The organism is Heyndrickxia ginsengihumi (genome assembly GCF_011008565.1).
Taxonomy (GTDB): Bacteria; Bacillota; Bacilli; order Bacillales; family Bacillaceae_C; genus Weizmannia; species Weizmannia ginsengihumi.
Genome location: NZ_JAAIWK010000032.1, coordinates 12,743 through 28,559, shown reverse-complemented (window position 1 = coordinate 28,559; position 15,817 = coordinate 12,743). Strand labels below are relative to the sequence as shown.

General features: G+C 37.8%; 12 protein-coding genes. 7 read left to right on the top strand and 5 right to left on the bottom strand.

Translation table 11 applies throughout. From position 1 onward, the window contains the following. Positions 1-12: 12 nt before the first annotated feature. Positions 13-1,473: an aldehyde dehydrogenase gene (locus G4D61_RS15660; RefSeq protein WP_035354377.1), complete on the bottom strand. Its 1,461-nt coding sequence runs from the start codon at positions 1,471-1,473 to the stop codon at positions 13-15. 273 nt (positions 1,474-1,746) lie between these two features. Here G4D61_RS15660 and G4D61_RS15655 point away from each other — a divergent pair, with 273 nt between their 5' ends. Continuing rightward, positions 1,747-2,529 (top strand): IclR family transcriptional regulator, encoded by a 783-nt coding sequence (locus G4D61_RS15655; RefSeq protein WP_035354419.1) that lies wholly within the window; start codon positions 1,747-1,749, stop codon positions 2,527-2,529. 412 nt (positions 2,530-2,941) lie between these two features. Here the strand turns inward: G4D61_RS15655 and G4D61_RS15650 are convergent, their stop codons facing one another. Both G4D61_RS15650 and G4D61_RS15645 read right to left on the bottom strand, forming a co-directional pair. Then, entirely contained in the window at positions 2,942-4,066 is a 1,125-nt protein-coding gene (locus G4D61_RS15650; protein ID WP_163174317.1) for an NAD(P)/FAD-dependent oxidoreductase, read from the bottom strand. A 301-nt stretch (positions 4,067-4,367) separates the two neighbouring features. Next, positions 4,368-5,909, bottom strand: a complete 1,542-nt coding sequence (locus G4D61_RS15645) for a bifunctional GNAT family N-acetyltransferase/carbon-nitrogen hydrolase family protein (RefSeq protein WP_081979062.1) — start codon at positions 5,907-5,909, stop codon at positions 4,368-4,370. Between the two features lie 349 nt (positions 5,910-6,258). Between G4D61_RS15645 and G4D61_RS15640 the strand changes: the two genes are divergently transcribed. The 5 genes from G4D61_RS15640 to G4D61_RS15620 all read left to right on the top strand — a co-directional run bounded on the left by G4D61_RS15640 (position 6,259) and on the right by G4D61_RS15620 (position 10,268). After that, complete coding sequence (locus tag G4D61_RS15640) at positions 6,259-6,834, top strand: biotin transporter BioY (protein ID WP_163174315.1); 576 nt, start codon at positions 6,259-6,261, stop codon at positions 6,832-6,834. A gap of 12 nt (positions 6,835-6,846) precedes the next feature. After that, the gene (locus G4D61_RS15635) at positions 6,847-8,307 is read left to right on the top strand and encodes an AMP-binding protein (RefSeq protein WP_163174313.1); all 1,461 of its coding nucleotides are present in this window, start codon (positions 6,847-6,849) and stop codon (positions 8,305-8,307) included. After that, the gene (locus G4D61_RS15630; protein WP_163174311.1) at positions 8,307-9,398 is read left to right on the top strand and encodes an acetyl-CoA C-acyltransferase; all 1,092 of its coding nucleotides are present in this window, start codon (positions 8,307-8,309) and stop codon (positions 9,396-9,398) included. The genes G4D61_RS15635 and G4D61_RS15630 overlap by 1 nt, the downstream gene beginning before the upstream one ends. A 104-nt stretch (positions 9,399-9,502) precedes the next feature. Continuing rightward, a complete protein-coding gene (locus tag G4D61_RS15625; protein ID WP_025730512.1) occupies positions 9,503-9,907 on the top strand; it encodes an FAS1-like dehydratase domain-containing protein in 405 nt (134 codons plus the stop codon). Continuing rightward, positions 9,894-10,268 carry a MaoC family dehydratase gene (locus tag G4D61_RS15620; RefSeq protein ID WP_025730515.1) on the top strand — a complete coding sequence of 125 codons (375 nt, stop codon included), beginning with the start codon at positions 9,894-9,896 and terminating at the stop codon, positions 10,266-10,268. The genes G4D61_RS15625 and G4D61_RS15620 overlap by 14 nt, the downstream gene beginning before the upstream one ends. A 142-nt stretch (positions 10,269-10,410) precedes the next feature. Here G4D61_RS15620 and G4D61_RS15615 read toward each other — a convergent pair whose 3' ends face one another. After that, a complete protein-coding gene (locus tag G4D61_RS15615) occupies positions 10,411-11,886 on the bottom strand; it encodes an NCS1 family nucleobase:cation symporter-1 (protein WP_235929384.1) in 1,476 nt (491 codons plus the stop codon). A 1,606-nt stretch (positions 11,887-13,492) separates the two neighbouring features. Between G4D61_RS15615 and G4D61_RS15610 the strand changes: the two genes are divergently transcribed. Next, positions 13,493-14,923 carry an NAD(P)-binding domain-containing protein gene (locus G4D61_RS15610; protein WP_163174309.1) on the top strand — a complete coding sequence of 477 codons (1,431 nt, stop codon included), beginning with the start codon at positions 13,493-13,495 and terminating at the stop codon, positions 14,921-14,923. A gap of 91 nt (positions 14,924-15,014) precedes the next feature. Here the strand turns inward: G4D61_RS15610 and G4D61_RS15605 are convergent, their stop codons facing one another. Further along, complete coding sequence (locus tag G4D61_RS15605; RefSeq protein WP_025730522.1) at positions 15,015-15,806, bottom strand: Cof-type HAD-IIB family hydrolase; 792 nt, start codon at positions 15,804-15,806, stop codon at positions 15,015-15,017. Positions 15,807-15,817 lie beyond the last annotated feature (11 nt).

The window sequence follows — 15,817 nt, the reverse complement described above, 5'->3', positions numbered from 1 at the left end:
TAGGCATACCTCCTATAGCTTTATCGTAATGTTCGATAGCTCAGTGTAAAAATCAAAACTATGGGCTCCGCCTTCACGTCCAATACCACTATGTTTCATTCCGCCAAACGGCGTCCGCAAGTCCCGCAAGAACCAAGTATTGATCCAAATCATCCCCGCTTCGATTTGTCCTGCAACTCGGTGAGCGCGTTTGAGGTCACCCGTCCAAAGTGAAGCGCTTAAACCATAATGAGTATCATTAACTTGTTCAAGCACTTCTTCCTCTGTATCAAAAGGAAGGACGGTTACAACAGGCCCAAAAATTTCTTCACGCACACACCGCGAATTTCTGCCCAGTCCAGTAATGATCGTCGGTTCAACAAAATATCCTTTCTCTGATCCTTCGAGAGGCTTGCCGCCAGTTAAGAAAGTTCCGCCTTCCTGTGGGGCAAGTTCTAAATAACTTAAGACTTTGTTATAATGTTCTTTACTTACTAATGCACCAACATTTGTATTTGGATCAAGTGGATCGCCAACCTTCAATTCTTTTGTTTTGGCAACAAATTTTTCGAGGAATTCATTGTAGATTGAACGTTCTACATAAATTCTTGAACCGCATAAGCAAACCTCACCTTGGTTCATAAAACTAGAACGCAATGTCGTTTCGATTACATCCTCCATATTTGCATCAGCAAAAATAATATTCGGATTTTTTCCGCCTAGTTCAAAAGACAATTTTTTTAATGTTGGTGCCGCAGCTTTCATAATCGCACTGCCCGTTACAGTTTCACCTGTAAAAGCAATTGCATCTACATCCGGATGTGAAGTAATTGCTGCACCTGTTTCTCCAAATCCATGGACCATGTTGACAACGCCGTCAGGCACTCCTGCATCTGTACAGATTTGCGCTAATACAGTTGCTGTCATTGGGGTTACTTCAGAAGGTTTCATCACAACTGTGTTACCAGCTGCAAGTGCGGGCGCTAATTTCCAAGTCATAAGTAATAAAGGTAAATTCCACGGATTGATAAGGCCAACAACCCCGACTGGACGACTAACGGAATAATGAATAGCAATATCATCTTGCTGATAGGCTTCATTCCCCACCGAAATCATGTAATCCGCAAAGAAATGGAAATTGTATGCGGCGCGATCAATATCAACGTTTGTCGACAGCCACAATGGTTTACCTGTATCAAGTGTTTCGAGCATCGCCAATTCGTCTTTTCTTTCCAGAATCAAATCGCCAATTTTACGTAAAATAGCCGAACGTTTTCTTAAAGGCATTTTTCGCCATTCACCTTTAATTGCTTTTCTTGCCGCTTTTATAGCTAAATCAACTTCCTCTTTTCCACCTTCAGAAACAACTCCTAATACTTCTTCTGTTGCTGGGTTTACATTTTCAAATGTTTTGCCATTTTTTGAAGGAACATATTGACCATCAATATAATGATAACAATCAATTGGTTTAACTTTCGTTTCTGTTGCAAGCATAATAGTGCCTCCTTTAGGATTTACTCAGCAATGATCTTTTTTTCAGAAGATTTTTTCCTCTTGCTCCTTATTATATAAACCGCTTTTTTTCATTCATAGCGTATCGTTCCTATATACGGAACAGTTCAAAAAATTTTTTATATATTTTCAGTAACATTACAATTTAACAAAAGATAGCGATTACAAAACGCTATACATCGGCATTCAAATCAATTAATATAATGGATAAAGATGTTCCACTATGAAGAACAATGATGAGGAGGTTTAATGGAAATGGCAAAAAATGATCCAAGTACACTTTCTTCTGTGAAAAATGCTCTTCAAATCTTAAAAAGTTTTTCCATGTTTAAGCCAACGGTGAAAGTCAGTGAACTAGCCCAATCATTAGGATTAGCAAAGAGTACTGTAAGCAGAATTATGAAAACGCTTGCGAGCGAAGGGTTTGTCATGAAAGACCCAGAAACAAATGGCTATCGCTTAGGTCTATCAGTACTAACACTTGGAGGTTTGGTCACGAATAATTTAGAAATCAACAAAGAAGCGATACCCGTTTTGAATGATGTGGTTGCAAAAACAAAAGAAACTGCACATTTGGCGATTCTGGATGGCCTCGATACGATTTATATTTTCAAAGAGGAATGCCATCATCCCGTTCGGATTTTAACCCATATTGGAAGGAAAAATCCCGCCTACTGTACTAGTTCAGGAAAAGTGATGCTCGCCTTCCATGACGGTAATTTATTGGAAGAAGTTATTCAAAATGGGCTACAACCTTTTGCAAAAAACACTATTACAAATCCTGATGAACTTAGAGCAGCAATTAATAAAGTCAAAGCTCAAGGCTATGCTGTCAGTACAGAAGAATTAACTGAAGGAACCCGTTCAATTGCTGCCCCAATTCGTGACTACACAGGAAAGGTCGTTTCTGCCATCAATATCGTTGGACCTTTGCAAAGATTACCAGATTACAAGATTCCAAGCATGGCACGAATTCTTGTAGACGCCGCTAAAGAAGCATCAGAACGACTAGGATATGACGCAAGATTTTTTAGGTAAAGCTCAAAATTTGTTGGCAAACTTCGTATGTACAAAACAACCATAATATTTGAAATCCTCTCAGACTCGTGACCCTTTATCACGGTTATAACTATGATTCTAACAATAATATTTCATTCACATACCTTCTATTTGCTGTTACACATCTGCCTTTGGATAAAAATGAGGGAAAGTTCTTCTTACAACTAAAATGAATATCTTTTTCCGTAACCTATTATGAGAGAGGTTAGTTTTCCCTGTTGTAAGTGAATAGTAGATTAAGTATTAAGGAAAACAGCTATTTTCTTCATCAAGTATTACTCAATGGGATCAGCACTTCGGCTAAGCCTTCATAAGGCATACATCGAGGAGGCTTTAGTCGGAGCGCTGAGAAATCACAACCTGTTTTAATGAAACTTTCGATAAATAATTATCAATTTAGAACTTCTAGTGCTCCTGCTACATCATAAAGGCTCAAGTCAATTTCTGTTGGGCCACCCAAGGCCAACGCTGCCAGCTCAGCTCCAAGATAAGGACCCGCAGTTAATCCAGAAGCGCCGAGGCCATTGGCGACAAGAAGCCCTTCATATTCAGGAAGTTTCCCAATTACAGGAAGAAAACCTGGAGTAAATGGACGGAACCCTACTCGTGTTTCAAGAACTGTACTGTTTGCAAGCCCTGGAGCAACATTTAATGCTTTTGTTAAAACTTCATGGATGCCACCAGCTGTAACACTGCAATCAAATTCATCTGTATTTTCATGTGTTGCTCCTGCTACAATCCTACCATTTTCAAACGTAAGAATGTATTGGTCACTTGGCGGCATTACAACGGGCCAGCTGCTTGTATCTACATTTTTTAGCTGAAAATGCATAATTTGTGCCTTTTGGTGGGTTACAAGAAACTGAATACCTAATGGCTGCAATAATTCGTTTGCCCAAGCTCCTGCTGTTACAATGACTTGATCACATTCCATTGCATGTCCATTCACCTGAACACCCACCACTTTTTTTCTCTCTACAGTCAATGTTGCGTCACCTTTATATAGTGTAGCGCCATGCTTTTTAGCAGCACTGATGAGAGAATGGAGAAGCTCTTTTCCGTTTACACGGGCAGCGCCACTAATATGAACAGATGCGTACTCTTCCGCTAACAACGGAAATAGCGTTTTTGTTTCACTTGCTGATAGTCGAGATATTTCTCCGATTTCCGGCGCATCTTCTCGCCGTGTGAATGCACGTTCTTCCATTTTATCTAGTTTTGCTCGGTCTGTATGGAGGCTAATTGCTCCTACTTGTTTATAGCCTGTATTCGTTTCGCCATCTATTTCTAATTGTTTGATTAAAGTATGGTAGTACCTAGCTCCAGATTTTGCTAACGAGTACCAAGCTTTGTTTCTTCTTTGTGAAAGCCATGGACAAATAATGCCGGCTGCGGCGCTACTAGCTTGACCTACTTCTTTCCGGTCAACCAGTGTAACCTTTGCCCCAGATTTAGCAAGATGATAAGCTGTTGAAGCTCCCAAAATTCCTGCACCGACAACGATATATGATTGCATGATAGAAACACCTTTTCTTTTTCATTTATTCCGATCAATGATTCACCTTATTTTTTACTGACAATGACGTCTCACCTTTATTTTAACATATTGATTATGTTGTATTTGAAAGTTAACACCCCAGTCTTCATTAAAAAGAGGCTGGCACAAAAGTATATTAACTAAAGAAATAGCGAATGTTGCGCTCAACCCCCGCTCAGGAAATATATTTCGCTTTCCGGAGCTGATTTGTGCAATGTTCTTCTTTAGCTAACCACTTTTGAGTTTTGTCCCAGCCTCTGGTTCCTTCAATACGTTTTATTTAGTTGGATTCGTTAAATTCAATCCTGTATAAATCTCTTCTGCGATCTCGCAATTGTCGTACGGAACCGCTATTACGATGACGTCTCAATTTTTCAAGATCGACGTCACCGACAACCACCGTATCAACATTGGCATCACACTCCCCAACAATTCCATCCCTTGCAAATCCAAAGTCTGAAGGTGAGAAAATACCGGATTGTGCATACTGAATATCCATGTTTTCTACATGTGTTAAGTTTCCAACAGTACCTGCAATACAAGTATATACTTGATTTTCAATCGCCCGTGCCTGCGCACAATATCGAACACGGAGATATCCTTGACGATCATCTGTACAAAACGGAACAAAAATAATATTTGCCCCGTTATCTACTGCAATGCGCGCGAGTTCCGGGAACTCAATGTCATAACAAATTTGAATGGCAATTTTACCACAATCCGTATCAAATACATTAATTTCATTTCCTTCCGCAATCCCCCACCATTTGCGCTCATTAGGTGTTACATGAAGCTTCGTCTGTGTCTCGATTGTACCGTCTCGGCGAAATAGATAGCCAACATTATAAATATCTCCATCTTCTTCAACAAAATGTGATCCACCAATAATATTGACGTTATATCTTACTGCAAGTTCTGTAAACAATTCGATGTATTGATCAGTATATTCGGCTAATCGGCGAACAGCACGATCTGGCCGTTTTTCTTCTAGATATGACATCAACTGAGTCGTAAAAATTTCTGGAAAAACAGCAAAATCTGAACCGAAGTCGGCTGCAACATCTACATAATATTCAATTTGCTTAGTAAAATCCTCAAATGAATCAATTTTCTTCATCATGTACTGTATTGCACAAATTCGTACTGGAAATGATGCCCGATAAACACGTCGTGACTTTGGAAGATAATCAATATTGTTCCACTCCATCAAAGTCGCAAATGAAGCAGATGCGACGTCATCCGGAAGGTAACGGCTATTAATACGTTTAATTTTAAATCCTTCTAAAAGTTGAAAGGACAATACAGGATCATATATGCTATGTTTTTCAACCTCTGCCACATACTCACGCGGCGTCATTTTATCCTTATATTTATAGTAATTTGGTATGCGGCCACCAATAATAATACTTTGAAGATTTAATTGACGTGCGAGCTCCTTTCGCGCTTCGTACAGACGGTGTCCAATTTTCATGCGGCGATATTCAGGATCAACCATTACTTCAATACCATATAGATTAAATCCATGAGGATCATGATTTGTAATATATCCGTTATCTGTAATGGTATTCCATGTATGTTGGTCATCGTATTCATCAAAGTTGACGATTAAACTTGAACAGGAACCAACAATTTTATCCTCATACTCCACACAGAATTGCCCTTCCTGAAAAATACGAATATGACTTTCTAACTGTTCCCGCTTCCACGGCTCCATTCCTGGAAAACAGCGTTTCCATAGCTTCATAATTTCATCTATGTCTTCCATCCGGATATTCCTTACAATGATTTTCTTCTCGTATTTCGACATATCTGTCTCTGACACGCTCTCCACATCCTTATCTCGATCTTACATTCACCTTTTTTGTTTTTCTTCGTAAAACATTTTTCAATGTACTCTAATAATATTATCATACCCCTTCAATAACATTTTTAACTTCAATTTTAATCCTCAATTGCTTGTAACAAATTTTAAAAATCATTTCTCAACGAATGCAATCTTTCCTTCTTAAAAAACAGAACTTGTAATGCTCGATTTTTTAATGAACTGTATTTTTTACTGACTACAAATATGTTAACTTAAATTATTTTTACGTTGACATATTATGTTATTCGGCGCTAAAATGGCCATATATTCCCACTTTCAAAAATAAAATACGTTAGGAGAAATTATAATGAAGACAAAAGAAATGATGTATATTGCTTTATTTGCTGCCGTAATGGGGGCTCTTGGCTTGATTCCACCAATTATGTTAACTTTCACCCCCGTCCCTATCACACTTCAAACAATTGGCTTCCTTCTAGCTGGGGGCATACTAGGAGCTAGACTCGGAGCTTATAGTCAAATTCTTTACTTATTGCTTGTTGCCGTCGGAATGCCAATTTTATCTGGAGGCCGCGGTGGTTTAAGCGTTTTTGTTGGACCAAGTGCTGGTTATTTATTCGGATATCCAATCGTCACTTTTTTTATCGGCTATATTTTTTCACTTTTCCGTTCATTACGTTTCAGACATATTTTAATCGTAAATCTTACTGTAGGCGTTTTTTTAATTTATTTGCTTGGCATACCGGTACAAGCTTTCATAATGCATCTTTCCCTTCTAAAAACGATAAAAATAAGTTTAGTCTATATTCCCGGCGATATCGTTAAAGCGATTTTTGCATCTTTTTTAGTGTATAAACTACGAAAATATCCATTTTTCAACCGGAGTATTTCAAATTCAAAAAATGCACATGAATCACCTTTTTAAGGAGGTTTAATCATGTCGCTTATTACTTCCACCTATGAGATATACGCAAAACAGTTTCCAGATAAACTTGCTATTTGTACAAAGGAACAAAAAATAAGCTACCGTGAGTGGTATGAGGCAGTCAATCAAACTGCCAACTGGCTACATACTCTTCATAGTACTAATAAAATAGTAGGTATTTATATGGAAAATGGGATTCCTTTTTTACAGGTTTTTGCAGGCGCTGCAGCCGCAGGGTGGATAGCAGTTCCGTTCGATTTAAAATGGAAAAACAATGAGTTGCTGAAACGTGGGGCATTAGCTTCCCCCTCTATTTGGATCACATCGAAACAGTTTTATAAAAAGCTAAAAAGCATATATGAAAATGTTATGTTGTGGGACGATTGTTTAATAAGCATCAGACAATATTTGCATACGAAGCTACTGCGTGAGAATAATAGTAGCGCCCCATTTTATATGGGATTTACTTCCGGATCGACAGGGAATCCAAAAGCATTTATTCGTTCTCATCAATCTTGGATAGAAAGTTTTAAGTGTAATCTTATTGATTTTCATATTCAAGAAAACGACCGCATCCTTATACCAGGATCCTTAATCTATTCTCATTTTTTATATGGGGCTGTCAGCACTCTCTTTTTAGGTGGAACTGTATATTTGCTCGCAAAATTTTCTGCTACAGAAACGATCTCATTTTTACACGAGCATCCTATTTCCGTTATCTATACTGTACCGACAATGATCGAAGCGCTCCTAAAAAAGGGAGCGGTGATCAACACTCCAATAAAAATTATTTCATCAGGAGCAAAATGGGAAGAACATTCTAAGCAAAAAGTGAAGAACTTTTTTCCTCAACATTCCTTATATGAATTTTATGGTGCCAGTGAACTAAGTTTTATTACGTTTTTAACTGATGAGCAAAAACCTGGATCTGTCGGCAAACCTTGTCACAATGTGGAGATACAGATAAGAAGAAACAATCAAGAAACTGCGGGACCATACGAAATAGGGAAAATTTATGTGCACAGCAAAATGGCATTTATAGGATACATAGAGGGTGAGCATAGTACAACGACGCAATCGCTTAAAGATGAGTACGGCTGGGTTACAGTTCATGATATGGGCTATTTAGATGAAGATGGCTACTTATATTTGGTTGGACGTGAAAATAACATGATTTTATATGGGGCAATAAATATTTTTCCAGAGGAAATAGAGATGGTATTATCTTTACATCCAGATGTAGAAAGAGCAGCCGTTATTGGACTAGCAGATCCTTATTGGGGGCAAATCGTTGCAGCTGTTATTCAAGGAGAAACATCGAAAAACAAACTAATAAATTGGTGCAATTTGCGATTAGCTTCGTATAAAGTGCCGCGCAAATGGTTTTTCATTGAAAAAATGCCACTCACCATAGGCGGTAAAATTGCACGCTCCGAACTAAGGGAGCGATTACATGCGATGGTGAAGCTCTGATGAATCAAGCTGTCATTGTCAATGCCAAGCGTACACCGATTGGTAAGAAAAACGGTATACTTAAAGGACTGGTCCCACACCTGCTGGCTGCCCCACTTCTAACCTTCTTATCTAAAGGTATTGAGGAGGATATCGAGGATGTTATACTCGGAAATGTAGTCGGTCCTGGAGGAAATATCGCCCGTTTATCTGTTCTTGAAGCTGGACTCCCCCTTTCCGTTCCAGGCTTTACGATTGACCGGCAATGCAGTGCAGGCCTTGAAGCGATTCGCATCGCCTGTTACCTCGTGCAAGCAGGAGCCGGCTCATGCTATCTCGCAGGTGGCGTAGAAAGTGCAAGCACTTCTCCTTATCATAAACGTGCACAATTTTCGCCAAACCGTATCGGAGATCCTGATATGGGAATTGCAGCTGAATATGTAGCTGAAACATACAATATTACGAGAACGATGCAGGATGAATACGCTCTATTAAGCTATCAACGGAGTTGGGACGCTTTTAAAGCTGCCCATTATGAGAAAGAAATATTGGCTATAGATTCCTTTAAAAGAGACGAAGAATTATACCGAACAAGAAACATCGAAAAGCTGTTAAAACGGGCCAAACCGGCTTTCAAACAGAACGGAACGGTCACTGCTGCCAACAGCTGTGGTATTCACGATGGTGCCTGTGCAGTAATAGTTATGGAAGAAGGAAAAGCCCATGATCTTGGGTTTCAGCCAGTTTTATACTTTATTGATAGCCAGATTTCAGGCGTACATCCAAATTTTCCTGGAATTGCACCTGTACCCGCTATTCAGAAGTTATTAAATAGAAATAATCTCACGATTAAAGATATCGATCTATTTGAAATCAATGAAGCCTTTGCGTCGAAAATCGTCTCTTGCTCCCAAGAACTCTCGATCCCATACGAAAAATTAAATGTTAATGGCGGTGCCCTTACAATTGGTCACCCGTATGGTGCATCAGGAGCAATTTTAATTACAAGATTGTTTTATGAAGTACAAAGAAATCGAAAAGTACAATATGTAGTTGCTGCAATAGGCAGCGGCGGTGGAGTCGGCGTTGCGATGTTATTGAAAGTGATGTGATTGGGCAAAAAAATTCAAATCCCTACATAACCACTATAATTTCAAGGTAAATGGTCAATAAGCGTTAATATTAGTGTCTCCATTCTCCTTTATGAGGTGATAGTATGCAAACAAAGTCCTATTCCTTTCTTTTTACAAAAGCTGAGGTACACCAATTTATTCACTTAGTCGGTGATCAAAATCCAATTTATTACAGTGATAAAACAGCTAAGTCATACGGTTATCGAACGATTCCTGTCCCTCCTACAATGCCTACAATTGTTTATAAGATAATCAAAACACCATGGAAGCTGACGGCACCTGTTATTCATAGAAGACAAACATGTACATGCCATCAAATCATGTACATTGATCAACCATATACTGGTTTCATTACTTTGACAAAACACATACAACGCCAAAAAAAGACGTTTATCAGCCAAGATCTTAAGATTTATGATCATAATAAGCAACTTTGCTTCACAGGGACAACAGAATTAATTGCAGGTGATCTGCTTGAAGATCATTAAATTTCAAGTTACTGAGCAGGATATAGAAGTTTATGCAAGCTTGTCTGGTGATTACAATCAGATTCATCTTAGCCAAAAATATGCACAGCAATATGGGTTTTCTGACAAGATTGCTCATGGGATGTTGACGATGGCTAAAATATGGAGTGCTATTTCAAGCGAATTGTCCTTATTTCAATGGCCTGATCAATTCGACCTATCATTTATCTCCCCTGTTTATGCAGGAGATCAAGTTACGATTTATCTACAGAAAGTAGGCGCACACATGAAACTTAGAGGGACGTGTCAACATAAAATAGTTGTTAAAGGAACCATTCTGTTAAAAAATCAGAGTGCTAGAACATCATCGGATCAATTCTAGTTCATTTACTATTTACATGCTTTAAATGATGAAACCATTACTCATTCCATAAGAAAAACCCCTCGTATGTAAGCTCTCCGCTCTTGTTCATACAGGGGATGATATTAGTGTATTGATAAAATATTTTTACATCATTTATAAGCTAATCGATCGAAGTTGGGATATTTTCAAGAATGTTTTCTTGATGTTTACTAGAAGATCGCATCAACATAACATAAGAGATAAATCCAACTCCAATCCCTAAAAACCAGGAATAATTGTACAGCTCTTTTAATGCTGGGAATATTAAACCGATAAAGGAAGCTATTAACCCTATCGCCAATGAAATAAGGGCATTGACGTTCCATCCGTTTTTATATTCATATTCCCCATCTTTTTTATAGAAACTTGCCATATCATATTTACCACGGCGCACGATATGATAATCAGCAATCATCATTCCTGCAACTGGGCCGAGTGCTCCTCCAATTGCTCCAAGAATACTAAAAATGATTCCAGAATTGTTGTACCAAAGCCATGGGGCAAAGAATAATGCTATTACGATGGAAATGAGACCAGCCTTTACGAAATTCAACTTTTTCGGAAATAAGTTTACTAAATCGTACGCTGGAGAAACTACGTTTGCTGCTACATTGACAGACAAAGTAGCAATTAACAAAGCGATTGCACCTAAGATTAAAATAATTGGATTTCCAAACTGTTGTAATAACTCGACCGGATCCCAAATCGGCTTACCAAAGGCAATGATAGTGCCTGAAGTCGTAATAATACTCATAATTGAAAAAATAATGGCTGTTCCAGGCAATCCAATTCCTTGACCAATCATTTGGTCCTTTTGACTACGAGAAAAACGGGTAAAATCAGGTATATTAAGAATTAATGTTGCCCATGTACCAATAAGCCCAGTAACAGAAATCCAAAATACTCCCCAGAATTCCCCTCCAGATAATTTTGATGGTTCGCTAAATAAAGGACCAAAGCCTTTCGATACAACAATTGCCCAAATGACTAGTCCTAATCCTAACACAATGACAAGTGGTCCTGCCCAAAGTTCAAAAAATTTGACTCGTTCCATCCCATGCGAAATGACATATGCATGTAAGATCCAAAAAAGTGCAACCGCAATAGCATCATCTAAACCCATGCCTAAAAGATGAAAACTTGCTAAACTGTGCCAACCCGGTATTAATACGCCTAAAACTGCACCGACTGCCTTACTACCTGCATACGCTTGGACTGCGAACCAAAAGATGGCAACAAATGCACGAATAATAATCGGAATTTGAGCACCTTTATAGCCAAAAATCGCCCGGATTAAAACTGGAAATGGGACTCCATATTTCGCTCCAGAAGAACTATTTAACCACATCGCAGCAATTAAAATGACATTTGCTACTATGACAGTGGCCAACGCTTGCCATACATTCATTCCTAAACTTAATAAGCTTCCTGCTGTTTCATAAGCAACAATATTATGAACCATTCCCATCCAAACAGTTGTATAATTGAGCCAATTCCAATTCTTTTTCTCCTTAGAAACAGGGGCAAGGTCCTCATTATATAATGATGGATCTTTGACAGCTAACTCATTTGGCTCTTTCATTAAATAGTTACTCATTATCCCATCTCCTTTTGTAAAACTACAATGCATTATTTTTTTAATTTTCAAATTATTTAATTTGTAATTTTACTTATCATTGCTCCTCATTCTAATTCCTCTTCAATCGGTGCTGTAAATGTGAAAATAAAACTATATAAAATCCGTCCCTATTACATTGGAATACTAATCATCAGTCTAAACATCAATTTATGCGTAAATGAAAATTTGCAAAGCGCTTCTTATAAACATATAGCCATTGCTACTAACTTAATTTTAGAAAATGACGGCACCAAAACTGGATCGGCTGCAACTGTCTGTGTATACAATATCTGTATATCTGTAAAGTTCCCTCATACATCCACCCCTTTTTCTTTTAGAATGACCCTGCCTTTAGTTTGATTCTAACTGTACTTTTCATATTAATCTCGTTTTTTGTTAACATATCAGACATAGTATTTTTCACAAAAAAATATCAATTGCAAATTTGCAATTGATACTTAAGATTGGTTGCGAATACATTATTTATAAAACAACTACTTTTCAAGAATTGCAAAATTGCATGATCTATTGCATTTTCGCAATGTTAATATTTAACTTTTCATTTTTCTTGACAGTGTTGAAGCATCCACTCCTAAAGCACACTAGCGTCCTTCATTATCTCACATTTTTGTAATGCTTCTTCAATAATTAGCCGTTCGTAGTTATCCGTAGCTTTAATGACAATTATCCTCTTTAATGGGAAAAAATAAATGATATAACATTAAATAGTAAGAAATAACGAAATATTCTCCAAGAGGATAATACGGATTTATTAATATTCATATTAGTTGTTTGTATTGTGGTATTTGGATTATCAAGTATCTGCTTTTGGTGGCCTATAAAAATTTGAAAAAGCTATTTGAACAAATAAAAAATGAAAAATAAAAAGGCTCTCACTAAGTGCGAGTCTTTTTTATTACCAGTGACCAGTAACTTTACAAGCTTTCTTAACGCTAGAGTAATTTTTGCCCCATTTGTGGCAAGCTTTGTACATTCCTAATGTATAAGCATCATCAATAACGTGAGTTGCTAAAGTAGCTCCAACTATCCCCCAACATAACAACTTTAGTTTATGGACCATATTCAAATTCTCTTCAATATATGCATCGCTAATTACCATGTAGAGCTCGACTTTCCATTTTATTAATAAACCACTAGCCTATTCTGTAAGTTAAATGGAAGATTATCTAACATCATTTTTGTAATTCTTAACAATCTTTGAAAGAAATTTTATATACAATACCCATATAATGAATTTACAGAAAAATGATAATATAAAGTCATAAATACAGATCTACTGAAAAAGCTTTTTCCATCAAATATGTTATGAAATTTTGAATCCATCTCTCATCATGCAGATCATCATTTTTTATAAGATCTTTTCTAAAAGCTTGCTGTTGTAAAAGAAATTGATTTCCGCTCTAGGATGCTCCCTTTCCGTGAGAGTCTCATACCTTCCGCTCTTCAAGCTTGAAATAGTTTGATGGAACAGCAATAAAGTTTACGAAAGCAGTCTTTTATTAACAGAAAGAAGTAAGGAATCTTCACACACCCCTTGCTAACATCCATGAAAGGAATGAACAAAATGAGTTTAGAAGCATTAAATAAACAAGTGAAAACAGATCTTTCCTATCTTGGCTTTGGTGGACCTGATTGGGTGCAGCCAACTGTCCATTCTGATGGACATGTTTTCGATGTTGTAATCGTTGGTGGCGGCCAAAGTGGTTTAGGCGCTGCATTTGGTTTGTTGCGTGAACGTATACCAAACATTCTCGTTATTGATGAAAACCGGGAAGGATTAGAGGGACCTTGGGAGACATATGCACGAATGGTGACATTAAGAACACCGAAACATTTAACCCCACTTGATCTTGGTATTCCATCTCTTACTTTTCGTTCATGGTGGGAAGCCCAATTTGGGACAGAAAGCTGGGAAGCGATCGATAAGATTCCACGCGGGGACTGGATGAACTACTTACGCTGGTATCGAAAAATATTAAATCTTCCCGTTATCAACGAGGTGAAACTAAACCTTATCGAACCTACAGAGGATGGAATCCATCGATTGCATATCGGAGGGACAGGGGCACCAACAAACGAAATATTAACCCGAAAAGTTATTCTTGCCACCGGGATTCAAGGCGGCGGCGAATGGCATGTTCCACCAATGATTCGCAAAAAATTGCCAGCACATCTCTATGCCCATACGTCTGAAGCGATTAATTTTAAAGCACTAAAAGGAAAGAGGCTTGCCGTTTTAGGAGGAGGTGCGTCCGCCTTTGATAATGCAAATGTTGCCCTTTCTGAAGGAGCCGCAGAGACGCACGTCTTTGTTCGTCGTAAAAAATTACCGCAAGTCAATCCAATTCGTCAAATGGAAGTTTCCGGCATGATTGAACATTTTCATGTACTTTCGGATGCAGAAAAATATGCGGTCATGTCTCATTTCTTTAACCATAACCAACCACCGACAAATGATACATTCCTACGTGCTTCTTCATGGCCTGGCTTTAACTTGCACTTAGGTGCCCCTTGGCTCGATGTTAAAGCTTTAAATAATGGAGTAGCTGTAACTACACCGCAAGGCATTTTCGATTTTGATTTCTTGATTATTAGCACTGGACTCGTTACTGATCCAGCATTACGTCCGGAACTGAAGCTCGTTGAAAAACATATTGCTCGCTGGGGAGACTGCTATAATCCTCCTGAAAAAATAGAAAACCCTGTGATTGATGAACATCCTTATTTAAGTCCTGGTTTTGCTTTTTTAAGCCGCGATGAAAAAGGTAAGAAAATGCTTCATGGAATTTTTGCCTTTAATTATTCAGCTTTAATTAGTTGCGGACTTTCAGCTTCTGCTTTGTCTGGTATGAAACAAGGTATACCAAAACTTGTTGCAGCAGTTGCAGATGAACTCTTTCACGATCAAAAGAATGAAAAGTTACAAGATTTCTTTAACTATAATGAAGCAGAATTTATCGGCGAGTGGTCAAAGACTGTGAGTCATGAAGTTTAATGGATAGAAAGGCCCAAAGGAAAAAGAATCCTTTGGGTTTTTAGTAGTTTATAGATGCTAAAAGGAATCAGTCATCTTTATTTAAAACATCTCAATAATGTATCGTCTGTAATAGGCCGCAAAGCTGGAGACCATTACTGATTCCATCTTCATCGTTAGAAGTAGTTACATACTCTGCCTTCTCTTTTAAAACATCTACTGCGTTTCCCATAGCAACCGTATGTTTTACAACCTCGAACATTTCAATATCGTTTAAACCATCTCCGAAAGCATAAGTGAACTCTAAAGATTGTTGCTGCCAAGAAATAAGCTGTTCTATTCCAGAAGCTTTTGATGTTCCTACAGGATATACATCACATCCAAATGGAGAATTTCGTATAAATTGAAAATGAGGAAATCTCTCTTGGTAATACTTTTCTTCACCTTCTTTACAAAAAAGCAGCATTAGATGAGTAGGCTCTTTTAAATAGATACTGCTATCAACTGTTGGATACTTACCACCTACACGTTGATAATTTTTCGAAATTAATTCAGAATGAGCTGCAGTTACATGAATATGATCAGCATTATAAAAGGCCATTTCATGACCATTACGTGACGCTTCCATATGTAAGGACTTTACTTGTTGTTTATTAAATGGATTTTCATAAATCAATTTTCCATTGTAGATAACATATTGCCCATTCATCGCTACACAAGATTGGATCCCAGTTTTCTCTAAAATATGCCCGATCTCACAGAGTGTGCGACCTGTAGCAATAACAGGTTCAGCCCCCTGTTCAATTAATCTATTAATTGCAGCAATTGAACTGGTCGCTACCGTTAATTTACTAGTTAAAAGTGTGCCATCTAAATCAAAAAATATCGTTTGCTTATTTTTCATTTTTTCCTCCT

Excerpts from the sequence above, each read along its gene's own strand:
- G4D61_RS15660 (WP_035354377.1), bottom strand. The coding sequence starts at position 1,473 with ATGCTTGCAACAGAAACGAAAGTTAAACCAATTGATTGTTATCATTAT.
- G4D61_RS15655 (WP_035354419.1), top strand. The coding sequence starts at position 1,747 with ATGGCAAAAAATGATCCAAGTACACTTTCTTCTGTGAAAAATGCTCTT.
- G4D61_RS15650 (WP_163174317.1), bottom strand. The coding sequence starts at position 4,066 with ATGCAATCATATATCGTTGTCGGTGCAGGAATTTTGGGAGCTTCAACA.
- G4D61_RS15640 (WP_163174315.1), top strand. The coding sequence starts at position 6,259 with ATGAAGACAAAAGAAATGATGTATATTGCTTTATTTGCTGCCGTAATG.
- G4D61_RS15635 (WP_163174313.1), top strand. The coding sequence starts at position 6,847 with ATGTCGCTTATTACTTCCACCTATGAGATATACGCAAAACAGTTTCCA.
- G4D61_RS15630 (WP_163174311.1), top strand. The coding sequence starts at position 8,307 with ATGAATCAAGCTGTCATTGTCAATGCCAAGCGTACACCGATTGGTAAG.
- G4D61_RS15625 (WP_025730512.1), top strand. The coding sequence starts at position 9,503 with ATGCAAACAAAGTCCTATTCCTTTCTTTTTACAAAAGCTGAGGTACAC.
- G4D61_RS15615 (WP_235929384.1), bottom strand. The coding sequence starts at position 11,886 with ATGAGTAACTATTTAATGAAAGAGCCAAATGAGTTAGCTGTCAAAGAT.
- G4D61_RS15610 (WP_163174309.1), top strand. The coding sequence starts at position 13,493 with ATGAGTTTAGAAGCATTAAATAAACAAGTGAAAACAGATCTTTCCTAT.
- G4D61_RS15605 (WP_025730522.1), bottom strand. The coding sequence starts at position 15,806 with ATGAAAAATAAGCAAACGATATTTTTTGATTTAGATGGCACACTTTTA.